Raw genomic sequence first — 23,167 nt, forward strand, 5'->3', positions numbered from 1 at the left:
CCAAGCAAATGCTTGGTAGGGCACTAGACCGCGGCGTCACCGGTGACGAGCAGCTGCTCCTCGGGCACGTCGTGACCGGCCGCGCACCGGAGCGCGACGTGCACCTCGGCGCCGCAGCCGGCGTGGGTCACGCCGAGCCGGCCACGGCCGTCGGGGCGGTGACGCACCCCCCACTCGAGCAGGGTCAGGAGGACCGGGGCGAGCTCGTGCCCCGCAGGCGTCAGGACGTACTCGTGACGCGTCCGCTGACCGGGCTCGCGGTAGGGCTGCTTGGCGAGGACGCCCGCGGCGACGAGCTCCTTGAGGCGCTGGGACGCCACGGCATCGGTCACGCCGACCCGCTTGACGAGGCTCTCGAAGCGGGTTGCGCCGTAGAGCACCTCGCGCACCAGGAGGAGCGCGGTGCGGTTCCCCACCGCCTGCAGCGTCCGGTCGATCGGGCACCGGTCGCCGAGGGGCGCGTCCCCGCGCGTTGCCAACCGTCCGCCGAGCTGCACCACCATGGCTGCAGACTACCACCTGGGTTGTGTGATCCATAGTCAGCATCTAGGGTGCTGACTATGTCTAACGCAAGCCAGCGCGCCGGTCTGCTGACCGTCGTCCTGACCGGAGCCACCTTCATGGCCGGGCTCGACCTGTTCATCGTCAACGTGGCCTTCGACCAGATCGGCCGCGACTTCGCCGGGCCGTCGGGCGTGCCCGACCTGGGGAGCCTCAGCTGGGTCCTCAGCGCCTACGCCGTCGTCTACGCGGCGCTGCTCGTGCCCCTGGGCCGGCTCACCGACCGCTACGGACGCAAGCCGGGTTTCGTGGCTGGACTGGTGGTCTTCACGCTGGCCAGCCTGGCGTGCGGGCTGGCGCCGGGGGTCGGGTTCCTCGTCGCCGCGCGGATCGTGCAAGCCGTCGGCGCCGCGGCGATGACGCCGACCAGCCTCGGCCTGCTGCTGGCCGCGCTCCCGCCGGAGCGCCGAGCCGCCGGCGCCCGGCTCTGGGCGCTCACCGGTGCGATCGCAGCCGCCCTGGGTCCCGCCGCCGGCGGGGGGCTCGTCCAGCTCTCCTGGCACTGGGCGTTCTGGATCAATGTGCCGGTCGGCTCACTGCTGGCGATCGTGGCGGTGCGCGTGGTCCCGGACGTCCGGCACAACGAGGGGGCTCCGCGCCCGGACCTGGCCGGAGCGGCCGTGCTGGCTGCCGCGATCGGTGCGCTGGTGCTGGGGCTGGTGCAGGCCGACGAGTGGGGCTGGCGGTCGGTCGGGACGATCGGTGCGTTCGTGGCCGCCGCGGTCGGTCTCGCCGGCTTCGCCCTCCAGTCGGCGCGGCACCCCTCCCCCCTGATCGAGCCCGCCCTGCTCCGCGTCCGCTCCTTCGCCTGGGCCAACGTCACGACCCTCGTCTTCAACACCGGGTTCGGCGCCTCGCTGCTGCTCGGCATCTTGTGGATGCAGCAGGTCTGGGGCTTCTCCGCGCTCCAGACCGGGCTCGCGATCGCGCTCGGACCGCTCGCCGTACCACCGACGGCGATCCTCGTCGCCCGCCACCTGCCCCGCGTGGCTCCCTCCCGCCTGATCGCAATGGGAAGCGCGCTGTTCGCGGCCGGCGCCATCGCCCAGATGAGCGCGCTGAGCGTCCAACCGGCCTACTGGTCGGCCTTCCTGCCGGCGTGGGTCGTCGGCGGCATCGGCGTCGGCCTCGCGTTCCCGAACCTGGTCGCGGCGGCGACCGCCACGCTCCCGCCCGAGCACGGGGCCACCGGGAGCGGGATCGTGAGCATGGCCCGGCAGGTCGGCATCGCCCTCGGCGTGAGCGTCCTCGTCGCCATCCTCGGTGACGGCGCCGTCGACACCGGGGCGGGCCGGGCGGCGTGGCTGTTCATCGCCGGCTGCTCCCTGCTCGCGGGCGTGACCGCGCTGGTGATGGCCACGGCCCGGGAGCGCGCGCCGGCCCCGACCGTCGCGGTCTGACCGATCCGCGCCAGTACCCAAGCAAATGCTTGGTAGGGTGTCGTCGTGGACACAATTCCCGCACTCCTCCGCGCCGCGGCGGAGAGGTACGGCGACCGGCCGGCCTACGTCGCGGGCGACCGCACCCTGACCTACGCCGAGCTGCTGGAGGCCGTCCGGGACCTCGCGCGGCGCTATGTCGGGCACGGCCTGGCCGCCGGCGAGCGGGTCGTGGTCTGGGGTCCCAACAGCATCGAGTGGGTGGTCGCGGCGCTCGCGACGACCTACGCGGGCGGCGTCCTGGTCCCCGCGAACTCCCGCTACACCGGCCACGAGGTCGCCGACCTGGTCGACCGGACCGCGGCCACGACGGTGCTCGTGGCCGACGGCTTCCTGGGTCGCAGCCAGCTCGCCGAGCTGCGGGCGGCCAGCGAGCTCTCCTCGACCAGGGTGCTCGGCAGCCTCGCCGACCTCTCACTGGACCATCGCGGGGAGGAGCGCCAGGTCCGGGAGGCGAGCAGCGAGGAGGTGGAGTCGCGCGCCGACGCCGTCGCGCCCGACGACGTGGCGGACATCCTGTTCACCTCCGGGACCACCGGGCGCCCGAAGGGCGCGATGAGCGCCCACCGGCAGAGCATCGGCGTCGCCCGGGCGTGGGCCGAGCTCGGCGGCGTCACCGCCGACGACCGCTACCTGGTGATCAACCCCTTCTTCCACTCGTTCGGCTACAAGATCGGGATCCTCGTCGGCCTGCTCACCGGGGCGACCCTCTACCCCGTCGCGACCTTCGACCTCGACGAGACGATGCGGATCATCGAGACCGAGCGGATCACGCTGCTGCCCGGCGCACCGACGATCTACCAGTCGCTGCTCTCCGCCCCCGGCCGGGAGGATCGCGACCTGTCCAGCCTCCGGCTCGCCGTCACCGGCGCGGCCGTCGTACCGGTCGTCCTCATCGAGCGGATGCGCGCGGAAGCCCCCGAGGGCCTCGGGATCGACCACGTCGTCACCGCGTTCGGGATGACCGAGGCGGTGGTCGTCACGATGTGCCGCGAGGACGACTCCGCCGAGACCGTCGCGACGACCAACGGCCGCGCCATCCCGGGCATGGAGACCCGGATCGCGGCGAACGGCGAGCTGCTCGTCCGCGGCGACTACGTGATGCTCGGCTACCTCGACGACCCCGCCGCCACCGCCGAGGCGATCGACGCCGACGGCTGGCTGCACACCGGCGACGTCGGAGAGATGGACGAGCTCGGCAATCTCAGGATCACCGACCGGCTCAAGGACATGTACATCTCCGGCGGCTTCAACGTCTATCCGGCCGAGGTCGAGCAGACGCTGCTGCGGCTCGACGGCGTCCAGGACGTCGCGGTGGTCGGAGTGCCCGACGAGCGGATGGGCGAGGTCGGCAAGGCGTTCGTCGTCGGTACCGCGGCCCGCGACGAGGTGATCGCGTTCGCCAAGGAGCGGCTCGCCAACTTCAAGGTGCCGCGCTACGTCGAGACGGTCGACGTCCTCCCCCGCAACCTGTCCGGCAAGGTGTTGAAGCAGGCCCTTCGAGGCTCGCAAGCTCGCACCTCAGGGACCGAGGAGAAGAATTGAATCTCGACCTCAGCGCGAGCGAGCTCGCCTTCCGCGACGAGGCCCGCGCGTGGCTGGCCGCCAACGTGCCTGCCGAGCCGCTGCCGTCGATGGACACGCCCGAGGGCTGGGCGCTGCACCAGGAGTGGGAGGCGCGGCTGGCCGCGGACCGGTGGTCGGTCGTGTCCTGGCCGGAGGAGTACGGCGGCCGCGGAGCCTCCCTCGTCGAGTGGGTGATCTTCGAGGAGGAGTACTACCGCGCCGGCGCGCCCGGCCGGGTCTCCCAGAACGGCATCTTCCTGCTCGCGCCGATCGTCTTCGAGCACGGCACCAAGGACCAGCAGGACCGGTTCCTGCCGACGATGGGCACCGGCGAGCGGATCTGGGCCCAGTGCTGGTCGGAGCCGGAGGCCGGGTCGGACCTGGCCTCGCTGAAGTCGACCGCCCGGCGTGACGACGGCCGCGGCGGCTGGGTCCTCAACGGCCAGAAGATCTGGTGCTCGCGGGCGGCGCTGGCCGACTGGGGCTTCGGCCTGTTCCGCAGCGACCCCGAGGCGCAGAAGCACGCCGGACTCACCTACTTCCTGTTCCCGCTGGACGCCGAGGGCGTCACGGTCCGGCCGATCGCCCAGCTGGACGGCGAGGCCGGGTTCGCCGAGGTGTTCTTCGATGACGTGTTCGTGCCCGACGCGGACGTCCTCGGCGAGCCGGGCGACGGCTGGCGGGTGGCGATGAGCACCGCCGGCAACGAGCGCGGGCTGTCCCTGCGCTCCCCCGGTCGGTTCTGCGCGGCCGCCGACCGGTTGGTCGACCTGTACGCCGCCACGCCCGACGGCCCGGACCGCGACGCGGCGACCGGCGGCGTGGTCGACGCCTGGATCCGCGCGGAGGCCTACCGCCTCTACACCTGGGGCACGGTCACGACCCTCGCCGACGGCGGCGACATCGGTCCGGCCGGCTCGGTGAACAAGGTGTGGTGGTCCGAGCTGGACGTCGCGCTCCACGAGACCGCGCTCGGCCTGCTCGGCGAGCGGGCCACGGAGGACTCGCGCTGGCTGGACGGCTACATCTTCGCCCTGTCGGGTCCCATCTACGCGGGCACCAACGAGATCCAGCGCAACATCGTGGCCGAACGCCTGCTCGGCCTCCCGCGCGAGCCCAAGGGAGTGGCGCGATGAGGTTCGCCCTCGACGACGAGCAGGTCGCGCTGCGCGACGCCCTCGACAAGCTGGTCGCCGGCAACCGCGCCGCGCCCGACCTGTGGCAGCGCCTCGAGGAGCTGGGCATCAACGACCTCGCGGCCGAGGCTTCTGCGGTCGAGGTCGTCGTCGCGTTCGAGGTGCTCGGCAAGCACGCGGTGCGGGACGCCGTCGCTTCGACAGCCGGTGTGCGGGACGACGCCGAGCTGGCGACGCTGGCCACCGCGGCCTACCTCCTCGGCGCCGGCGAGCGGGTCCTCGCCGACACCGTCGCCTACGCCAAGCAGCGCCGGCAGTTCGGTCGCGAGATCGGCTCCTACCAGGCGATCAAGCACCGGCTCGCCGACGTGCGGATCGCCCTCGACTTCGCGCGCCCGCTCGTCCACGGCGCCGCCCTCGACATGACCCCGAGAAGCGTGTCGGCCGCGAAGGTCGGCGCGGGCGACGCGGCCTACCTCGCCTCCCGCACCGGCCTGCAGGTGCACGGCGCCATCGGCTACACGCTCGAGCTCGAGCTCAGCACCTGGCTGACGACGATCCGGGAGCTGCAGTCGGCCCACGGCACCGCGGCCTTCCACCGCCGTCGGATCCTCGACGCCCTCCTCGCCGAGCGGGCGGGCTGATGGAGTTCGCGTTCAGCCGTGAGCAGGCGGAGCTGGCCTCGACGGTGCGGTCCCTGCTCGACAAGCGCGCCGACTCCGCCGCCGTCCGCGCGGCCATGACGAGCGACACGGGGTTCGACGAGTCGCTGTGGGCGACGCTGTGCGAGCAGATCGGCGTCGCTGCGCTGATGGTGCCCGAGGACCACGACGGCGTGGGCGCGTCGTTCTTCGAGACGGCGATCGTGCTCGAGGAGCTCGGTCGCTCGCTCGCCCCGTCGCCGCTGCTGGCCACCACCGTCGCGACCGCGGCGCTGCTCGCCGGCGGCACCGACGACGGCAAGGAGCGCCTCCTCCCCCGCATCGCCGCCGGCGAGATCGCCACCCTCGTGCCGAACCGATGCGACGTTGGCGACGGGTCGACGTTGGACGGCGCGGCCTCGATCCTGCTGGCGGTGGTCGACGGGGACCTGGTGGAGGTCGAGCCGGGGACGGCGGAGGTGCGGGCGGTCGGGTCGATGGACCAGACCATCCGGCTCGCCGAGGTGGATCTCGCCTCGGCGACGACCGCCGTGGTCGGCGACGGCGCGGCCGCCGCCGCGGCCGCGCGGAGCACCAGCGAGGCGGCCTGTGCCGCGCTCGCCGTCGGGCTCTGCGACCGGGCCCTGCGGATGACGGTCGACTACAGCAAGGAGCGCGTGCAGTTCGGGCGCCCGATCGGGTCCTTCCAGGCGCTGAAGCACCGGATGGCCGAGATGCTCGTGCAGCTCGAGCTGGCCCGCTCGGCGAGCTGGGCGGCGTCGTACGCCGTCAGCCGGCGCACGGAGGACGCCGAGCAGCTCGCGCACGCTGCCGCTGCGACCGCGCTGTCAGCGGCGGCGCACCTGGCCGGGGAGTGCGTCCAGCTGCACGGCGGCATCGCGATCACCTGGGAGCACGACGCGCACCTCGTCCTCAAGCGCGCGCACGCACTCGCGCAGCTCGCCGGGCCACCGCACCGACACCGGGCAGCCGTCGCCCTCTGACCCGCGGCTCCTCGACCTCGGCCAGGTCGTCGGTGTCACCGAGGTCGGAGAGGTCCTCGTCCTCGTCGACGACCAGCGCACTGAACACGTCGGTGCCCTGGAGGACCGCCAGGACGCCCGGTGCCGCCATCGTCACCACGTCGTCCCGGGCAGCGGACGCGATCGGCTCCAGCTCGAGCAGGTAGCGCATCGTCGCGACGGCGAACAGCTGCGAGGCGACGAGCTCCCACTTCATCGCCGACATGGTGCGGCCGCCCCGTTGCATGCGCGGCGTCAGCATCGCCCGGTTCAGCCAGCGGTAGACCCGCGGGGCGTCCGCTCCCGGCTGCATGGACCGGGAGACCACGCGCAACATCCGGTCCCGGCTGCGCGGGTGCTCGCAGAGGACCAGGAAGCGCCGGACCAGCGTGATCGCGAGGTCCTCGGTCGGGTCCAGGCTGCGCATGGCCCCGGACGCTACCGGTTGACGTGGCGGAGCAGGTCCTTGAGCGCGTCGGGCAGCGGTACGGCGAGCAGCAGCTTCGGCCGGTGGTGCACGGTCCGGCGCGACGTGACCGCGAAGATCAGACCCCAGTCCGCGTGGCGGTCCTTGCGCAGGAGCCACGGCCCGCCGCTGGCGCCGCCGTTCATCGGGCAGCGCATCTTGGCGTCCTTGCTGAGCCCCCGCCGCGTGGTGCGGCCGTCGCAGTGCACGGCGCGCTCGCCGTCGTACTGGAACTCCGCCGGCCAGCCCCAGATCCGGACCCCGCGCTGCCGCTGGTGCAGGCCGGTGCGCACCAGGTTCGCGCCGACGACCCGGGTGAGCTTGCGGCCGTGGCGGCGCTGGAACTTGATGACGGCCTGGTCGCGCGAGTAGCGACCGTGGTTGACCCAGCCCCCGAAGGCGAAGGCGTCGGTGGCCACCCACTTCCCGAACGGTCGCTGCCCGTCGTGGTAGCGCGGCACGAACACCCAGTTGCTGAACCACTCCGGCTGGCCGAGCAACCCGCCGCCGTCCGGGCCGGTGTTCACGCAGTGGCCGGCCGTGATGACCTGGTTGCGCTTGCGGGTGCGGATGGCGGAGGCGGTGCAGCTGGCGTCACCGGCGCTGGTGGTGAAGAACAGCCGGCCCACCGAGGAGGGCACGTGCACGCGTCGTTGCCGGGCCGGAGCGCGCCCGCGGTCGTGGGTGGACGTGAGGCCCAGCAACGCGTCGACCGGGGTGGCCGCCGCCATCCGGGCCGGCGTCCAGTAGTCGCGGACGGCTCGCGCCCGGTCGGCGGTCACGGGCGCAGGGCTCCGCAGGATGCTGGTCCGGTGCCCGTGCCGGGTCGCGGCGTGGGCGACATCGGCGGCGCCGGTCGCAGCGAAGGTCCCCGCCAGCGCCAACAGGCCGGTCACGAGTACGACGCCAGGTCGGCGCACGCGGTCACCATCCCCCCTGTGTCAGAGCCCGCCGCGCGCGGAACGCCGCGACGTCACCCGTAGCAACGTGTCTCACCCACGAGAGGTGACGGGCCGCGCTCAGTCGTCGGTGGTGCGGTAGCGGCCGCGGAAGTAGAGCAGCGGCTCGCCCAACCGGTCGGCGGTGCCGTCGCCCGGCCCGGTCTGGAGGTGCTGGACCCGTCCGATGACGACGAAGTGGTCCCCGCCCTCGTGGACCGCGTGGATCGTGCAGTCGAGGTGGGCGAGGGTGCCCTCGATGACCGGGGACCCGGTCACCTCGCTGGGGTGCCACCCGACGCCCGCGAACTTGTCGCTGCCCTTGCTGGCCATCTGGGTCGAGATGTGCTCCTGGTCGGCGGCGAGCACGTTGACGGCGAACCGCCCGGCCCGCTGGATGAGCGGCCAGGCCCGCGAGGTCTTCGCGGGCACGAAAAGCACCAGCGGCGGGTCGAGCGAGACGCTCGAGAACGACTGGCAGGTCATGCCCACGGGCTGCCCGCCGCTCATCGTCGTCACGACGGTGATCCCCGACGCGAACGCCCCCATGACGTCGCGGAACCTCCGTGCGGCGGCGCGGGCCTCGGGGTCGTCGTGGACCGCGACGTCCTCGCCCGGACGGAACTCGAAGTCGATCTCGGCGTCGCCGAGCCAGGAGTCGATGAGGGTCGGGCTCGGCCAGGTCTCCCGCGCGTCGGGGCTCATCCCCTCGGGGAGCGGCTCCTCGGGGACCTGGTGGGCGGGCATGCTGGCCACCGTACTGACCTCAGCTGCCGCCGCCGAAGTCGTGCCCCCAGTACGAGACCGCGGTCGACTCCCGGGCCACCCAGGCATGGTCGTCGACGCGAAGTCCGTCGGTGCCGAACTCCACGTCGAAGCCGGCCGGTGACTTCACGTAGAACGAGATCATCTCGTCGTTCATGTGGCGGCCGAGCGTCGCGGACAGCGGCGCCTTGTGCTTGCGCACCCGCTCCAGCGCGCGGCCCACGTGGTCGAGCTCGTCGACCTCGAGCATGATGTGGACGCACTTGCTCGGGTTGGGCATCGGCAGGAACGCGAGCGAGTGGTGCCGCGGGTTCACGCCGAGGAACCGCAGCCACACCTTGGAGCCGGGCTCCTTGCCGACGAACTCCCCCGGCATGCTCATCGAGTCGCGCAGCCGGAAGCCGAGCACCTCCGTGTAGAACCGGAGGGCCTCCACGTCGTCGAGGACGGGCAGCACGATGTGACCCATGCCCTGGTCGGCGGTGACGAACCGCGCGGCGTACGGCGTCACGACCGGCCGCGACTCGTAGGTGATGCCGTGGAAGAGCTCGAACACGTTGTCCCAGGGGTCGCGGAACCGGACCAGCTCCTGGACCCGGCGCTCGTCGAGCTCCTCGCGGGTGCCCTCCTCGAAGTCCACGCCGGCCTTCTGCAGGTGCTCGCGCGCCTCCTGCAGCGCCTGGTGGTCGGCGACCTCCCACCCGGTGGCCGACAGCTCGTCGCGGTCGGACGGGAAGACGACGAGGCGGGCGGAGACCTGGTCGATCCGCCAGTACTGGTTCTCGGGGCTCGGGCCGCGGCCGGCAGCGAGGCCGAGGACCTTGCCGGCGAACGTCTCCCAGGCAGCGAGGTCGGTGCTGGCCACGCGGACGTAGCCCATGGACTTGATATCGATCGACATCTCGGTCACGCCCTCTTCTTCTCGACGTGCCGGCTCAGGAACCCGACAGCGATCTCGCGGAACTCGTCGGCGGCCTCGATCTGGGCCCAGTGGCCGCACCGCGGGAACACGTGCAGCTGGGCCTTCGGGATCAGCTTGAGCGCGACCATGGCACCGTCGAGCGGGTTCACCCGGTCCTCACGGCCCCAGGTCAGCAGCGTCTGGTGCCGCAGCCGATGGGCCTCGCGCCAGAGCATCCCGTCCTCGGCCGTCTCGGGGTTGTAGAAGGACCAGCCCATCGACGCCATCGCCTCGCGGGCACCTGGGGCCGTCGCGTCGGCGTACCGCTCCTCGACCAGCTCGTCGGTGACCAGGTCCTGGTCGACGACCATCGTCGAGATGAAGGCGCGCAGCGCCTCCTTGGACGGGTTCGCCCCGAAGTCCATCAGTCGCTGGACCCCCTCGGTGGGGTCGGCGTGGAAGACGTTGAGCGAGAGCCCGCCGGGACCCATCAGCACGAGCCGGCCGACCCGGTCGGGGTAGGACAGCGCGAGCCGCATCGCCGTACCGCCGCCGAGGCTGTTGCCGAGCAGGTGCACCTTCTCGATGCCGAGCTCGTCGAGCAGCGCCACGACGGCGTCCGCGGAGAACCGGTAGTAGTTGCCCACGACCGGCGGCTTGTCCGAGGCGCCGAAGCCCGGCTGGTCCACCAGGATGGTCCGGTACGACGCCGCGAACCCCTCCAGCGCGGAGCCGAAGTTGGACCACGACGACGCGCCGGGGCCACCGCCGTGCAGCATCACCAGCGGGATCTCGTGACGGTCGCTAGCGCGACCTCCTCGATCACCGCCCCTGTCGAGGGGGCCTGCCTCGTAGTAGGCGAGGGTGATCTCGCCGGCCGCCTCGGTCTTGACCGTGGTGGTGCGGCGGGCCTGCTCCCGAGTCAGGGCCATCAGTACATCCCGGGATCGACCTTGTGGCCGAACTGCTGGGCGCCGTACATCTGCAGGGCCCGCTCGGGGTCGTTGGCGGCGTGCACGCGGCCGGCGTGCGCGTCGCGCCAGGCGCGCTGGAGGTAGGTGCCCTCGGCGAGCGCGCGGCCGCCGGAGGCCTCGAACAGCTCGTCGATCGCGTCGATCGCGCGCTGGGAGCCCAGGACCTGGTCGCGCCGCACCCGCAGCCGGAGCTCCAGCGGGATCTTCTCGCCCCGGGCGACGTGGTCCTGCTCCTCGCGGATGTTGTTGACCAGCAGCGCCCAGGCGGCGTCGATCTCCGACGATGCCCGTGCGATCCGGACCGCGGCGAACGGGTCGAGAGCCGCCTTCTCGCCGAGGTACGCCGCCCGCACCCGCTTCTGCTGCATCTCGACGTGCTCGGCGTAGGCGCCCTTGGCCATGCCGATGATCGGCGTGGTGATGGTGCCGGTGAAGATCGAGTGGAAGGGCAGCTTGTAGAGGTCGCTGGTGTTCACGGCCTGGCCGGGGCCCTTGCACTGGCCGGTCTCCCCCATCGACAGCGTGAACGCCTCGGGGATGAAGGTCTCCTCGACCACGATGTCGTTGGAGCCCGTGCCGCGGAGACCGACGACGTTCCAGACGTCGATGATCTGGTACTTCTCCCGCGGGACCATGAACGTGCGGAAGTCAACGACCTGGCCCTCCTCGTTGAACACCAGGCCGCCGAGCAGCACCCAGGAGCAGTGGTCGCAGCCGGAGGAGAAGCTCCACTTGCCGCTGAGCTTGAACCCGCCCTCGGTGAGCACCGCCTTGCCCGTCGGCGCGTAGGAGGAGCTCAGCCGGACGTTGGTGTCCTCGCCCCAGACCGCCTGCTGCGCCGCGTCGTCGAAGAGCGCCACCTGCCACGGGTGCACGCCGACGACGCTGGAGACCCAGCCGGTCGAGCCGCAGGCCGACGCGATGTCGCGCACCGCGGTGTAGAAGTCGACCGGGTCGGCCTCGAGGCCGTCGTAGCGGGCCGGCTGGAGCAGCCGGAAGAACCCGGTCTCCTCGAGCTCCTTGATCGACGCGTCGGGGACGACGCGGAGCCGCTCGGCCTCGTCCGCCCGCTCGCGGAGGGTCGGGAGCAGGTCACGCACGCCGTCCAGGACTGCCTGGACGGCGGCGGGTCGCGAAGCGTTGGTCATCTCGGGAGCTCCTGTCGGGTCGACTGGTCCAACCATACTAGAACACGTTCTAGTTTCGTGTCACGCAACGCTTCCGGCATCCGCGGTTTCGGTGGTCGAGTAGGCCGAGCCCCTGGGCGAGGCCGTATCGAGACCCTTGGCCTTGAGCAGCAGCGCGATGTCGATGAGCTGGTCCTCCTGGCCGCCGATCAGCTTGCGGCGGCCGGCCTCGAGCAGGATCTCGGCGCCGCTGACGCCGTACCGCTCGGCGGCGTTGCCGGCGTGCTTGAGGAAGGAGGAGTAGACCCCGGCGTAGCCCATCATCAGCGTCATCCGGTCCAGCTGGCACTCCTCGGGCATGGCCGGCTTGATGACCTCCTCGGACGCGTCGATGATGCTCATGAAGTCGACGCCGGTGGTCCAGCCGAGCTTGTCGCACACCCCGATGAACGCCTCGAGCGGCGTGTTCCCGGCGCCGGCGCCGAACCGGCGCACGGAGCCGTCGATCTGGGTCGCCCCGGCTCGCGCCGCGATCACGGTGTTCGCGACGCCGAGCCCGAGGTTCTCGTGGCCGTGGAAGCCGACGTCGGCCTGGTCGCCGATCTCGGCGACGAGCGCGGACACGCGGTCGGCGGTCTGCTCCATGATCAGGGCACCGGCGGAGTCGACGACGTAGACGCACTGGCAGCCCGCGTCGACCATGATCCGGGCCTGCTTCGCGAGCACCTCGGGCGGCTGGGTGTGGCTCATCATCAGGAAGCCGACCGTCTCGAGGCCCAGCTCGCGGGCCAGGCCGAAGTGCTGGATGGAGACGTCCGCCTCGGTGCAGTGGGTCGCGATCCGGCAGATCTGGCCGCCGTTGTCCTGCGCTGCCCGGATGTCGTCCTTGGTGCCGACGCCGGGCAGCATCAGGAACGCGATCTTGGCGCGCTTGGCCGTCTCGGCCGCGATCCGGATCAGCTCCTGCTCCGGGGTCTTGGAGAACCCGTAGTTGAAGCTGCTCCCGCCGAGCCCGTCACCGTGGGTCACCTCGATGACGGGGATGCCGGAGGTGTCCAGCGCCTCGACGATGTCGTGCACCTCCTGCGCGGTGAACTGGTGCCGCTTGTGGTGCGAGCCGTCGCGCAGGCAGGTGTCGGTCAGCCGGAGGTCGAGCTCGCCCCAGGGCTCGTCGCCGTGGGCGCCGGACCAGGTCCTGGTCAGCTCGTCGAGGTCGGTCACTGGTTCCTCCCGAGGATCGAACGGGCGATGTTCTCGCCGACCTGCGTCGCGGCGGCGGTCATGATGTCGAGGTTCCCGGAGTACGGCGGCAGGTAGTCGCCGGCACCCTCGACCTCGACGAAGATCGACACGCGGCGCATGCCGCGCGTGAAGTCGGACGGGCCGTCGAACTGCGGCTCCTGGAGCAGCCGGTAGCCCGGGACGTACTCCTGGACCGCCCGCTCCATGTCGACGATCGACGCCGCGATCGCGTCGGTGTCGGCGTCGGGATCGACCGCGCAGAAGATCGTGTCGCGCATGATCATGGGCGGCTCTGCAGGGTTCAGGATGATGATCGCCTTGCCGCGCTCGGCGCCGCCGATCGTCTCCACACCCTTGCTCGTGGTCCGGGTGAACTCGTCGATGTTGGCGCGGGTGCCCGGGCCGGCGCTGACCGAGGAGACCGACGCGACGATCTCGGCGTAGGACACCGGGGTGACGCGCGAGACCGCCGCCACCATCGGGATCGTCGCCTGGCCGCCACAGGTGATCATGTTGACGTTCGGCGCACCGACGTGCTCCTCGCCGTTGACGGGCGGGATCACCGCGGGGCCGACGGCTGCCGGCGTGAGGTCGACGGCACGGATGCCCGCCTCGGCGTAGCGCGGCGCGTACTCGCGGTGCACGTAGGCCGAGGTGGCCTCGAAGATCAGGTCCGGCAGCTGCTCCTGCTTGAGCAGCCAGTCGACGCCCTCGTGGCTCGCCTCGAGGCCCTTGTCAGCCGCGAGCTTGAGCCCCTCGCTGGTCGGGTCGACGCCGATCATCCAGCGCGGCTCGACGACGTCGCTGCGGAGCAGCTTGTAGAGCAGGTCGGTGCCGATGTTGCCGGGCCCCACGATGGCGGCAGTCAGCTTCCCGCCGGTGGTTGCGCCTGTCGAAACCATTTCACTCCTCGAAGTCGGCGACGAGCGGCTCGAAGCCGCTGATCGCTGCCTCCACGCGGTCGCCCGGCGCGAAGGGGACGAACGGGCCCAGGGCCCCGGACAGGATCAGGTGGCCGGCGCGGAGCGGGTCTCCGAACCGCCAGGCCTGGACGGCGAGCCAGCGCAGCGCCTCCAGCGGGTCGCCGAGGCAGGCCGCGCCGTTGCCGGCGGAGCGCTCCTCGCCGTTGATGGTGAGCGACATCGTGACGTCGCGCGGCTCGAGGTCGTCGAGCGACCGACCCTCGGTGCCGACCACGAACAGGCCGCTGGATGCCTGGTCGGCGACGGTGTCGGTGAACGTGATGTCCCAGCCCTCGATCCGCGAGTCGACGATCTCGAGCGCCGGGATCGCGACGTCGACCGCCGCTCGCACCAGGGCGAGCGTGATCTCCTCCTCGGTCTCCGGCGCGATGTCCGCGGCCAGCCGGAACGCGACCTCGGCCTCGACCCGGGGCTGGAGCAGGCTCTCCATCGAGACCCGCTCGCGCCCGCTCACGTCCATGTCGTCGAACAGGTAGCCGAAGTCGGGCTGGTCGACGCCCAGCTGCCTCTGCACGGCCTCGGACGTCGCGCCGATCTTCCGGCCGACGACGCGGGAACCGCCGGCGAGGCGCCGCTGCACGATGCCCTGCTGCACGGCGTACGCCGACTCGAGGTCGTCGGTGCCGATCAGGTCGCGCACGGCCGCGCACGGCACTCGCTTCTCCTGGGCCAGCACCAGGCGGTCGACCGCGGCGGCGATCGCGTCGGAGGAGGTCACGTCGCCATACTAGAACCTGTTACAGTTTTGTGCCATGACGGGTGGTACGCCGGGCGCGCTCGCCGCGCTTCCGGGCGAGGTGGACGTTGTCGTCGTGGGCGCGGGCGGCGCCGGCATGAGCGCTGCCCTGGCGGCCGCCCGGCGGGGGCTGGACACCGTCCTGGTGGAGAAGAGCGACTACTTCGGCGGCTCGACCGCGCGCAGCGGCGGGGGCGTCTGGATCCCCGGGAACTACGCCCTCAAGGCCGCCGGCGAGGACGACGACCTCGCCAACGCCAAGCTCTACCTCGACTCCATCGTCGGCGACGCTGTGTCGAAGGTCCGCCGGGACACCTACGTCGACCGCGGCGCCGAGGTCATGGACTTCCTCAAGGCGAACACCCCGGTCCGGTTCACCTGGGTCCCGCAGTACGCCGACTACCACCCCGAGGCCCCCGGTGGCCGCCCGCGCGGCCGGACCGTCGAGCCGGTGCCGCTGGACGCCCGGTTCCTGGGCGAGGAGCTCGACCGCCTGCACCCGCCGTACACCAAGGCGCCGGCGAACCTGATCGTCACCCAGGCGATGTACCGCAAGATCAGCCTGGGCCTGCGCACCCTGCAGGGGCCGCTCACGATGGTCATGGTGCTGCTCCGGCGGCTGGTGAGCATCGTGCTCGGCCGGAAGATGTTCGCGATGGGAAACGCGATCGCGATCGGGCTGCGCAAGGGGCTGATGGACGCCGGCGTCCCCGTCTTCTACGACCACGCGCTCATGCGGCTGCTCCTCGAGAACGGCCGGGTCGCCGGTGTGGTCGTCGAGCACGACGGCCGGCAGCACGAGGTCCGCGCCCGGCGCGGCGTGATCCTCGGCAGCGGCGGGTTCGAGCGCAACCAGGAGCTGCGCGCGAAGTTCCTGCCGCAGCCCACCTCCGAGGAGTGGACGACCGGCTCGACGTTCAACACCGGCGCCGGCCTCGAGGCCGGCATCGCCGCGGGCGCGGCGACCGACATCATGGACGACGCCTGGTGGGGCCCGACGATCCCGCTGCCGAGCGGGCCGTGGTTCTGCCTGGCCGAACGCAACCTGCCCGGCTCGATCATGGTCAACCAGGCAGGCCGGCGGTACATGAACGAGGCGCTGCCCTACGTCGAGGCCGTCCAGGAGATGTACAAGGGCGAGCAGACCGGCGTGCCGCACGTGCCGAGCTGGATGATCATCGACCAGCGCTACCGCAACCGGTACCTGTTCGCCGGGCTGAGCCCGCGGCAGGCGTTCCCGGGCCGTTGGTACAAGAACGGCACGATCAGGAAGGGCGCCACCCTCGAGGCGCTCGCGGCCGAGATCGACGTACCGGCGGACGCGCTGGCGGAGACCGTCGAGCGCTTCAACGGGTTCGCCCGCACCGGCGTCGACGAGGACTTCCACCGGGGCGAGTCGGCCTACGACAAGTACTACTCCGACCCCACGGTGAAGCCGAACCCCTCGCTGCACACGATCGACCAGGCGCCGTTCTACGCCGTGAAGATCGTGCCCGGCGACCTGGGGACCAAGGGCGGCCTGCTCACCGACGAGCGCGCGCGGGTGCTGCGCGCCGACGGGTCGGTGATCCCGGGCCTCTACGCCGCCGGCAACGTGTCGGCCGCCGTCATGGGCTACACCTACGCCGGTCCCGGTGCCACGATCGGGCCCGCCATCGTCTTCGGCTACCTGGCCGCGGAGGACATCGCCTCGGCCCCGGTGGTCGAGGAGGTCGCGCAGCGACCGTCACGAGACCCGGAGGCCTGACATGCCGATCGACCCGTCCGTCGCGATCGGGGCCGAGCTCGGCTCCACGACCTTCTCCTGGTCCGAGAGCGACGTGCTGCTCTACCACCTGGCGATCGGCGCCGGCTCGCGCGAGGGCGACAACCTCTCCCCCGACGCACTGCGCTGGACCCTGGACGGGCCGTCCCTGCAGGTGCTGCCCTCCTTCGGCGTGGTCGTGCCGACGTTCCACGCGACCGACCCGCCGCCGCTGGACCTGCCCGGCTGCGAGATCAACCTCGCGCAGGTCGTGCACGGCTCCCAGTCGGTCGAGGTGGCCGGCCCGCTGCCGACCTCCGGCACGGCCACCGTCACCACGACGCTCACCGACGTGTGGGACAAGGGCAAAGCCGCTGTGATCTGGCAGGAGGGCGTGGCACGCGCCGACTCGGGCGAGGAGCTGTGGCGGACCCGGTCGTCGATCTTCGTGCGGGGCGAGGGCGGCTTCGGTGGCGAACGCGGCTCGTCGGAGGCCGTCGCCGTGCCCGACCGCGACCCCGACCTGCAGACGTCGTACGCCGTCACGCCGCAGCAGGCGCTGCTCTACCGCCTGTGCGGCGACCGCAACCCGCTGCACGCCGACCCGGACTTCGCCAAGCGTGCGGGGTTCCCGGCGCCGATCCTGCACGGGCTCTGCTCCTACGGCATCGTGCTGCGCGAGCTGACCAGCGGTCTGCTCGGCGGCGACGCGACCGCGGTCCGCGGCTTCACCGCGCGCTTCGCAGGCGTCGTGTTCCCGGGCGAGACGATCCAGGTCTCCGGCTGGCACGAGGACGGGCGGGTGGTCGCCTCCGCGACGATCGCGGGCGGCGAGCGGGACGGTTCGCCCGTGCTGGCGGACTGCGTGCTGTCGGTCTGACCGGCCGGTCGCTAGGTTCGGTGCATGCCTACTCGCACTGCACGTACCGCGTGGAACGGTGGTCTCCAGGACGGCTCCGGCCAGGTCGAGCTGACCTCGTCCGGCGTCGGCACCTACGAGGTGTCGTTCCCCAAGCGCGCCGCCGACGACGCGGACGGGACGACCAGCCCCGAGGAGCTCGTCGCCGCCGCGCACTCGGCCTGCTACGCCATGTCGCTCTCCAACGAGATCGCCCAGGCCGGCGGCACGCCGGAGGCGCTCGACGTGACCGCTGACGTCACGCTCGGTCCCGACCCGGCCGGCGGCTTCCGGCTCACCGGGATCAAGCTGACCGTGCGCGGCGAGGTGTCCGGGCTCGACGAGGCCGGCTTCTCGAAGGCGGCGGAGACCGCGAAGGCGGGCTGCCCGATCAGCAAGGCACTCGCCGGCGTCGACATCACCCTCGACGCCGCACTGGAGTCCTGAGCCCGGTCAGGACGCGGGCGGGTCCTCGTCCTCGGCGCGCTTGTCGGCGACCGCCTCCTCGTCCACCACGGTGGGACGCACGCGCGCCCAGGTGAGGAAGACGGCCGAGACGACGACCAGCGCGACCCCGGCCCAGAGGTTCGCGTTGAGGTCGCCGGTGTGCTCGCCGGTGTCGTCGCTGACGAGCCCGAGCACGAGCAGCACCACGCCGTAGATCCCGAGCAGCGCACCGATCACGTTGCGGATGTCGAACGCGCCGGCGGTGTGCCGCTGGCGGCGCTCGGCGTCGTTGTCGTCGAGGTTCGCAGACATCACTCGCTCCTAGAAGATCGCGTTGAGAACGATGACCATCACCAGCGCGATGCCGGCGAGCGGAGCGGGCCGCTGGTACCAGGGGTACGACGACTCGTGGGGGTCGGTGCGCATCTCCGCCGGTGTCTCCGAGTAGACCAGGCCGACCAGCTCCTCGGCAGGCTTGGGCCGGGTGACGACGGAGATCGCGATGCTCAGGACCACGTCCACCACGAAGGCGGCAGAGGCACAGAGGAACGCCGCGCCCTGGCCGCCCACGTGGATCACGCCGGTGCTGTAGCTGCCGAGCGTGCCCTGGGTCAGGATCGCCACCACGATGGCGGACGCCGTACCGGCGACCAGGCCGACCCACCCGGCGGTCGGACTCATCCGCTTCCAGAACATCCCCAGGATGAACGTCGCGAACAACGGGGCGTTGAAGAACCCGAACAGCACCTGGAGGTAGTCCATGATGTTCGAGAAGTGCGACGCCAGCGCAGCCGTGAGGACAGCGACGCCCGTCGCCCCGACGGTCGCGATCCGGCCGACGAGGAGGTAGTGCCGGTCGGACTTGCCCTTGACCAGGTAGTCGCCGTAGAGGTCGTAGCTGAACACGGTGTTGAAGGCCGAGATGTTGGCCGCCATTCCGGCCATGAAGGCCGCGAGCAGGCCGGTGATGGCGACGCCGAGGAGGCCGTTGGGCAACAGGTCCCGCATCAGGTAGAGCAACGCGTCGTTGTAGGCGACGCCCTTCCCCGAAGCGCCGCCGGGCGGTGAGCCGCCGGCCTTCAGCTCGGCGAGCTCCTTGACCAGGACGGCAGCGAGCATGCCCGGCACGATCGTGATGAAGGGGACGAACATCTTGGGGAAGGCCCCGATGATCGGCGTCTTCCGCGCCGACGAGATCGAGTTGGTGGCCATCGCCCGCTGGACCTCGACGAAGTTCGTCGTCCAGTAGCCGAAGGACAGCACGAAGCCCAGGCCGAAGACGATGCCGACGACCGACCAGAAGCCGGAGTCGAACCCGGACAGCGCCTGGCCGGGCCAGGACTCGGTCTGCTGGCCGACGGTCGCGCCGCCCTTCTCGGGCTGGACGGCGTCCATCAGCCCGTTCCAGCCGCCCACCTCGTGCAGCCCGATGATCGTGAGCGGCAGCAGGGCGGCGACGATCACGAAGAACTGCAGCACCTCGTTGTAGATCGCCGCCGACAGGCCGCCGAGGGTGATGTAGGAGAGGACCACCAGGGCCGCGACGGTGAGCGCGATCCACAGCGGCCACCCGAGCAGCGCGTGGATCACGGTCCCCAGCAGGAACAGGTTGACGCCCGCGATGAGCAGCTGCGCGACGGCGAACGAGATCGAATTGACCAGGTGCGCGCCCGGCCCGAACCGGCGGAGCATGAACTCCGGGACCGACCGGACCTTGGAGCCGTAGTAGAACGGCATCATCACGATGCCGAGGAACAGCATCGCCGGGATGGCGCCCACCCAGAAGTAGTGGACCGACGGCAGCCCGAACTGGGCGCCGTTGGCCGACATGCCCATGATCTCGACGGCGCCGAGGTTCGCCGAGATGAACGCCAGCCCGGTCACCCACGCCGGGAGCGATCGTCCGGACAGGAAGAAGTCGACGGAGTCGGAGACCTGGCGGCGCGCCAGCAGACCGATCCCGAGGACGAAGACGAAGTACGTCGCGAGGATGACGTAGTCGATGGCGTTGGCGTCGATCAGTGTCGTGAGCGCCGTCGGTGGTGCGGTGTTCCCGAGGTTCATTTGTTCGGCCTTCTACTCCGTGGTCGGCGAGCCGGTACCCAAGTTAGACCCGGGCAGCCCTCAGTCCGGCGAGCGCCGCACCGTGTCGCCGACGGCGATCGTGCCGCCCTCCAGCACCCGGAACACCGTTCCCGCCCGCCGGCGCAGCGCCTCCTGCGCACCGCGACCGATCGTGTCGACGAGGAGCTTGCACGGCGCCGACACGCGCACCGCCTCGAGGAGCACGTCGCCGATCCGCAGCCGGGCGCCGGGCTCGCGCGGCACGTCGCCATGACTGATCGTCACGTTGCGACGGGTCAGTCCTTCCGGCACGTCCGCCCCGAACACCGCCGCCGCCTCCGCGAGCCGCTCCCTGCTCTGCACGGTCACGTGCCGGTGCCTGGTGCCGTGATAGCGGTCCCCCACGATCCCCTTGCCCGCCTCGACCTCGACGGCCTGCTTCTCCTGCATCGGCAGTCGGCTCGCCTTCGCCACGTGGATCCTCACCACCGTGGGCTCCTGCTCCCCTCCCGACACGGGAGCAGTATCCCGACACGCACCTGGGATGTGTCGGCCCTCGGTGCCAGAACTAGGCGCATGAACCTCGAAACCCCCGGCTCCACCACCCGCCGGTGGTTGAGGTGCGAGGCGCCCCGGCTCCCACCACCCGCCGGTGGTTGAGGTGCGAGGCGCCCCAGCGCCGAGCCTCGAAACCCCCAGCCCCCACCACCGGCCGGTGGTTGAGGTGCGAGGCGCCCCAGCGCCGAGCCTCGAAACCCCCGGCCCCGACAGAAACGAGCAACCACGATGGCCTGGACCTACCTGCTCCGCTGCGCTGACGGCACCTACTACGTCGGCAGCACCGTCGACCTCGAAGGCCGCCTGTGGCAGCACAACCACAGCGACGAGCTGGGGGCGGCCTACACGCGCCGCCGCCGGCCTGTCGAGCTGGTCTGGAGCTGTTTCTACGACCGCGTCGAGGACGCGTTCGCGTTCGAGAAGCAGGTCCAGGGCTGGAACCGCCGCAAGAGGGAGGCGCTGATCCGGGGCGAGTGGGAGCGCCTGCCGGACCTGTCCCGACGTCCGGCCGTCCAGGAGCGGCTCGCACGTCAGCAGGTCGAGACGGATCCTTCCTGACCGGGTGCGCCGGAGGTTTCGAGGCTCGGCGCTGGGGCGCCTCGCACCTCAACCACCGGCGCCCTCCCCGGCGCTGGGGCGCCTCGCACCTCAACCACCGGCGCCCTCCCCGGCGCTGGGGCGCCTCGCACCTCAACCACCGACGCCCTCCCCGGCGCTGGGTCGTCTCGCACCTCAACGACCGGTGATGGCTACCCGCGGGCGTCGTACTCGGCGAGGGCGTCGGGTGGGGCGTAGAGCGACCAGCCGTCGACGAGCACCTCGCGCAGCTCGTCGTCGCTGACCGCGGCGAGCTCGACGAGGACGGCGGCGTAGCCGTTGAAGTGCTCGATGGTGAACACCGCGGGTGAGCTGCTGGCGAGCAGCGCCTCCTTCTCGGCGAGGCCGGCGGTGCGGACCGCGACGAGCGGCGGCTGCGGGTAGGGGTCGTCGCCGAAGCGGCGGATGTCGGCCTTGCTGTAGCCGCGCTCCCAGGCGAACGTCTTGCCACCGACGGACCACGTGAGCGTTCCGCGGCGCTCGCCCTCCTCGACACCGGGGAGCGAGCGCGCGAGCGCAGCGGCATTGTCGAGGTCCACCCGTGCAGGCTATGCGACGATCGAGCCCATGGGGGCGACCCGGACGATCGCGGCGCTGGCGGCACTGCTGGCCTGCGCTGCCGGGTGCGCGGACCAGTCGCCGGCAGCGCAGCCGAGCCCCGCCAAGGACACGCGATCCGCGCACGGCACCCACCGGGTGCCGACCTCGGCACCGACCACCGCGAGCTACCCGCAGCCCTCCTGGGCCGACGAGGTGCCGGCTGACACCACCCAGGTGGTCCGTACCGTCTCCAGCGACCGGTGGTGCACGAAGCCATGGTGCACGATCACGCAGGCCTGGGCGCGCGGCGCCGACGGCTGGCGGCTGGTGCGTGAGTTCCGCTCGTCGATCGCCTCGGGCGGGTGGGGCAAGGAGAAGCAGGACGACTTCGGTACGCCGATCGGCGTCTACCGGATCAAGGTCACCTTCTCCACCTCGGAGGCGAACCCGGGCCGGATGCCGTGGCGGCGCCGCCTGCCGACGTCCAACGTGACCGACGAGGACGGCCCGCTCTACAACACCTGGATCGAGGAGCCCGGACGCACCGACGGCAACCGGCCAGCGATGCGGTGGGGCTTCGTCGTCGACTACAACAACGTCAGGCTGCAGCCCGGCGCGGGGCCGGCGCCGGTGCCCGACGCAGGCAGCGGGATCTTCTACCACACCTCGCGGCCCGGAGCCCGGTGGTCGCCGACCGAGGGCTGCACCCAGGTCGGTGACCCCGACGACATGCACTGGCTGCTCACCTGGCTGCGCCCGGGCGCCGACCCGCGGGTCGTCCAGGACACCTGAGCGGGCGCCGGATCAGCCGTCGGCGGCGAGGATCTGCTCGCGCAGGATGTCGCCGTGCCCGGCGTGCCGGGCGAGCTCCTCGATCATGTGGCCGTACATCCAGCGCACGCTCACCGCACCCAGCCGGTGGTGGTCGCCCGTGTCGTCCAGGGAGTGCTCGGACGCGATCCGGTCGGACTCCGTGCACACCCGGCGGAACGTCTCGCTGACGGATGCGATCGAGTCGTCGTCGGTCAGCGTGAAGCTCTCGTCGACGGTCACGGGCACGCCGAGCTCGGCACGCGTGCGCCCCTGGAGCGTGACGTGGAACCAGACCTGCTCGGCGAACGACGCGTGCTTGACCAGGCCGAGGAGCGTGGTCAGCGACGGGACGAGACTGCGGCGCGCCTGCTCCTCGGTGAGCCCGTCGAGCAGGGCGAGGATCTCGTCCCGGTTGCCGGCCAGGAGGTCGGCCAGGGTCTTCCGCTCGGAGGCGGTGGTGTCCGGATCTTCGCTGCTCACGCCGCGCAGGCTATCGACCCGCCGTACGGTGAGCGCATGTCCTACCCTCCCCCGCTCTACGACGGCGACTCCGGCGAGGTCTCGGCGTGGGTCCGCCCCGCCGGCGCGGAGCCGGACCTCGTCTACCCGGACGGCAACCGGGTCAGCTACCTGGCCACGGGTGAGTCGACGGCTGGGCTGTTCGGCCTCTACCGCTGGGACTTCTCTGGCGCTCCGAGCGGCCCCGGCCCGCACTTCCACCGCACCATCGCCGAGTCGTTCTACATCCTCGCCGGCGAGGTGCGGGTCTACGACGGCAACGGCTGGGTGACCGCGACGTCGGGCGACTTCATCCACGTGCCGCCGGGAGGCCTGCACGGCTTCCGGAACGAGTCAGGTGCCGAGGCCTCGATGCTGCTGCACTTCGCGCCCGGTGCTCCTCGCGAGGCCTACTTCGAAGGGCTGCAGCGGCTTGCCGGCGGCGAGGAGTGGTCGCACGACGAGCTGACCGCCTTCATGGTCGAGCACGACAACCTCTGGGTGGAGTGAG

26 protein-coding genes are annotated in these 23,167 nt (G+C 71.6%); 11 read left to right on the plus strand and 15 right to left on the minus strand.

Features of this window, described 5'->3' with window-relative positions:
• Positions 1 to 23: 23 nt before the first annotated feature.
• Entirely contained in the window at positions 24 to 503 is a 480-nt protein-coding gene (locus ABD709_RS19725; RefSeq protein ID WP_344778684.1) for a winged helix-turn-helix transcriptional regulator, read from the minus strand.
• Between the two features lie 57 nt (positions 504 to 560).
• On the opposite strand from ABD709_RS19725, the gene ABD709_RS19730 reads away from it, so the two are divergent.
• The 5 genes from ABD709_RS19730 to ABD709_RS19750 are packed head-to-tail and all read left to right on the plus strand — an operon-like array spanning position 561 to position 6,347.
• Positions 561 to 1,961 (plus strand): MFS transporter, encoded by a 1,401-nt coding sequence (locus ABD709_RS19730; protein WP_344778686.1) that lies wholly within the window; start codon positions 561 to 563, stop codon positions 1,959 to 1,961.
• Between the two features lie 45 nt (positions 1,962 to 2,006).
• Positions 2,007 to 3,545 (plus strand): FadD3 family acyl-CoA ligase, encoded by a 1,539-nt coding sequence (locus ABD709_RS19735; RefSeq protein ID WP_344778688.1) that lies wholly within the window; start codon positions 2,007 to 2,009, stop codon positions 3,543 to 3,545.
• Positions 3,542 to 4,702 carry an acyl-CoA dehydrogenase family protein gene (locus ABD709_RS19740; protein ID WP_344778690.1) on the plus strand — a complete coding sequence of 387 codons (1,161 nt, stop codon included), beginning with the start codon at positions 3,542 to 3,544 and terminating at the stop codon, positions 4,700 to 4,702. Before ABD709_RS19735 ends, ABD709_RS19740 begins: the two co-directional genes overlap by 4 nt.
• Positions 4,699 to 5,346 (plus strand): acyl-CoA dehydrogenase family protein, encoded by a 648-nt coding sequence (locus ABD709_RS19745; RefSeq protein WP_344778692.1) that lies wholly within the window; start codon positions 4,699 to 4,701, stop codon positions 5,344 to 5,346. The genes ABD709_RS19740 and ABD709_RS19745 overlap by 4 nt, the downstream gene beginning before the upstream one ends.
• Positions 5,346 to 6,347: an acyl-CoA dehydrogenase family protein gene (locus ABD709_RS19750; protein WP_344778694.1), complete on the plus strand. Its 1,002-nt coding sequence runs from the start codon at positions 5,346 to 5,348 to the stop codon at positions 6,345 to 6,347. Before ABD709_RS19745 ends, ABD709_RS19750 begins: the two co-directional genes overlap by 1 nt.
• Here ABD709_RS19750 and ABD709_RS19755 read toward each other — a convergent pair.
• The 9 genes from ABD709_RS19755 to ABD709_RS19795 form a co-directional block, all read right to left on the minus strand.
• The gene (locus ABD709_RS19755; RefSeq protein WP_344778696.1) at positions 6,277 to 6,792 is read right to left on the minus strand and encodes a TetR/AcrR family transcriptional regulator; all 516 of its coding nucleotides are present in this window, start codon (positions 6,790 to 6,792) and stop codon (positions 6,277 to 6,279) included. The two genes, ABD709_RS19750 and ABD709_RS19755, sit on opposite strands and share 71 nt — an antisense overlap.
• A gap of 11 nt (positions 6,793 to 6,803) precedes the next feature.
• The gene (locus ABD709_RS19760; RefSeq protein ID WP_344778698.1) at positions 6,804 to 7,751 is read right to left on the minus strand and encodes a trypsin-like serine peptidase; all 948 of its coding nucleotides are present in this window, start codon (positions 7,749 to 7,751) and stop codon (positions 6,804 to 6,806) included.
• A gap of 99 nt (positions 7,752 to 7,850) precedes the next feature.
• Positions 7,851 to 8,516 carry a flavin reductase family protein gene (locus ABD709_RS19765; protein ID WP_344778700.1) on the minus strand — a complete coding sequence of 222 codons (666 nt, stop codon included), beginning with the start codon at positions 8,514 to 8,516 and terminating at the stop codon, positions 7,851 to 7,853.
• Between the two features lie 19 nt (positions 8,517 to 8,535).
• Positions 8,536 to 9,435 (minus strand): iron-dependent extradiol dioxygenase HsaC, encoded by a 900-nt coding sequence (gene hsaC, locus ABD709_RS19770; RefSeq protein ID WP_344778808.1) that lies wholly within the window; start codon positions 9,433 to 9,435, stop codon positions 8,536 to 8,538.
• A 5-nt stretch (positions 9,436 to 9,440) separates the two neighbouring features.
• Positions 9,441 to 10,367 carry a 4,5:9,10-diseco-3-hydroxy-5,9,17-trioxoandrosta-1(10),2-diene-4-oate hydrolase gene (gene hsaD, locus ABD709_RS19775; protein ID WP_344778702.1) on the minus strand — a complete coding sequence of 309 codons (927 nt, stop codon included), beginning with the start codon at positions 10,365 to 10,367 and terminating at the stop codon, positions 9,441 to 9,443.
• Complete coding sequence (gene hsaA / locus ABD709_RS19780) at positions 10,367 to 11,557, minus strand: 3-hydroxy-9,10-secoandrosta-1,3,5(10)-triene-9,17-dione monooxygenase oxygenase subunit (protein ID WP_344778704.1); 1,191 nt, start codon at positions 11,555 to 11,557, stop codon at positions 10,367 to 10,369. Before hsaA ends, hsaD begins: the two co-directional genes overlap by 1 nt.
• A 60-nt stretch (positions 11,558 to 11,617) precedes the next feature.
• A complete protein-coding gene (dmpG, locus tag ABD709_RS19785; protein ID WP_344778705.1) occupies positions 11,618 to 12,757 on the minus strand; it encodes a 4-hydroxy-2-oxovalerate aldolase in 1,140 nt (379 codons plus the stop codon).
• Positions 12,754 to 13,680 carry an acetaldehyde dehydrogenase (acetylating) gene (locus ABD709_RS19790; RefSeq protein ID WP_344778707.1) on the minus strand — a complete coding sequence of 309 codons (927 nt, stop codon included), beginning with the start codon at positions 13,678 to 13,680 and terminating at the stop codon, positions 12,754 to 12,756. The genes dmpG and ABD709_RS19790 overlap by 4 nt, the downstream gene beginning before the upstream one ends.
• Before the next feature lies 1 nt (position 13,681).
• Entirely contained in the window at positions 13,682 to 14,479 is a 798-nt protein-coding gene (locus ABD709_RS19795) for a 2-keto-4-pentenoate hydratase (protein ID WP_344778709.1), read from the minus strand.
• A 34-nt stretch (positions 14,480 to 14,513) separates the two neighbouring features.
• Between ABD709_RS19795 and kstD the strand changes: the two genes are divergently transcribed.
• From kstD to ABD709_RS19810, 3 genes are read left to right on the plus strand one after another with little or no spacing between them, the layout of a single operon-like run.
• Positions 14,514 to 16,244, plus strand: a complete 1,731-nt coding sequence (kstD, locus tag ABD709_RS19800) for a 3-oxosteroid 1-dehydrogenase (RefSeq protein ID WP_344778711.1) — start codon at positions 14,514 to 14,516, stop codon at positions 16,242 to 16,244.
• Position 16,245: 1 nt separating this feature from the next.
• Positions 16,246 to 17,121 (plus strand): MaoC/PaaZ C-terminal domain-containing protein, encoded by an 876-nt coding sequence (locus ABD709_RS19805; protein ID WP_344778713.1) that lies wholly within the window; start codon positions 16,246 to 16,248, stop codon positions 17,119 to 17,121.
• Positions 17,122 to 17,145: 24 nt separating this feature from the next.
• Positions 17,146 to 17,586 carry an OsmC family peroxiredoxin gene (locus ABD709_RS19810; RefSeq protein ID WP_344778715.1) on the plus strand — a complete coding sequence of 147 codons (441 nt, stop codon included), beginning with the start codon at positions 17,146 to 17,148 and terminating at the stop codon, positions 17,584 to 17,586.
• A 6-nt stretch (positions 17,587 to 17,592) separates the two neighbouring features.
• Here ABD709_RS19810 and ABD709_RS19815 read toward each other — a convergent pair whose 3' ends face one another.
• From ABD709_RS19815 to ABD709_RS19825, 3 genes are read right to left on the minus strand one after another with little or no spacing between them, the layout of a single operon-like run.
• Positions 17,593 to 17,898: a hypothetical protein gene (locus ABD709_RS19815; protein WP_344778717.1), complete on the minus strand. Its 306-nt coding sequence runs from the start codon at positions 17,896 to 17,898 to the stop codon at positions 17,593 to 17,595.
• Between the two features lie 9 nt (positions 17,899 to 17,907).
• Positions 17,908 to 19,650, minus strand: coding sequence for a sodium:solute symporter family protein (locus ABD709_RS19820; protein WP_344778719.1), 1,743 nt, complete (start codon positions 19,648 to 19,650; stop codon positions 17,908 to 17,910).
• Positions 19,651 to 19,710: 60 nt separating this feature from the next.
• Positions 19,711 to 20,124: an MOSC domain-containing protein gene (locus tag ABD709_RS19825; RefSeq protein ID WP_344778721.1), complete on the minus strand. Its 414-nt coding sequence runs from the start codon at positions 20,122 to 20,124 to the stop codon at positions 19,711 to 19,713.
• 312 nt (positions 20,125 to 20,436) lie between these two features.
• On the opposite strand from ABD709_RS19825, the gene ABD709_RS19830 reads away from it, so the two are divergent.
• Positions 20,437 to 20,766, plus strand: coding sequence for a GIY-YIG nuclease family protein (locus tag ABD709_RS19830; RefSeq protein WP_344778723.1), 330 nt, complete (start codon positions 20,437 to 20,439; stop codon positions 20,764 to 20,766).
• 191 nt (positions 20,767 to 20,957) lie between these two features.
• On the opposite strand, the gene ABD709_RS19835 is transcribed toward ABD709_RS19830, so the two are convergent.
• Positions 20,958 to 21,344 (minus strand): MmcQ/YjbR family DNA-binding protein, encoded by a 387-nt coding sequence (locus tag ABD709_RS19835; RefSeq protein ID WP_344778725.1) that lies wholly within the window; start codon positions 21,342 to 21,344, stop codon positions 20,958 to 20,960.
• A gap of 28 nt (positions 21,345 to 21,372) precedes the next feature.
• Here ABD709_RS19835 and ABD709_RS19840 point away from each other — a divergent pair, with 28 nt between their 5' ends.
• Positions 21,373 to 22,137, plus strand: a complete 765-nt coding sequence (locus tag ABD709_RS19840) for a L,D-transpeptidase family protein (protein ID WP_344778728.1) — start codon at positions 21,373 to 21,375, stop codon at positions 22,135 to 22,137.
• A gap of 12 nt (positions 22,138 to 22,149) precedes the next feature.
• On the opposite strand, the gene ABD709_RS19845 is transcribed toward ABD709_RS19840, so the two are convergent.
• Positions 22,150 to 22,638: a DinB family protein gene (locus ABD709_RS19845; RefSeq protein ID WP_344778730.1), complete on the minus strand. Its 489-nt coding sequence runs from the start codon at positions 22,636 to 22,638 to the stop codon at positions 22,150 to 22,152.
• A 36-nt stretch (positions 22,639 to 22,674) separates the two neighbouring features.
• Between ABD709_RS19845 and ABD709_RS19850 the strand changes: the two genes are divergently transcribed.
• On the plus strand, positions 22,675 to 23,166 hold the full coding sequence (locus ABD709_RS19850) for a cupin domain-containing protein (RefSeq protein WP_344778732.1): 492 nt from the start codon (positions 22,675 to 22,677) through the stop codon (positions 23,164 to 23,166).
• Position 23,167 lies beyond the last annotated feature (1 nt).

It is taken from the genome of Nocardioides panacisoli (assembly GCF_039537325.1).
Taxonomy (GTDB): domain Bacteria; phylum Actinomycetota; class Actinomycetes; order Propionibacteriales; family Nocardioidaceae; genus Nocardioides; species Nocardioides panacisoli.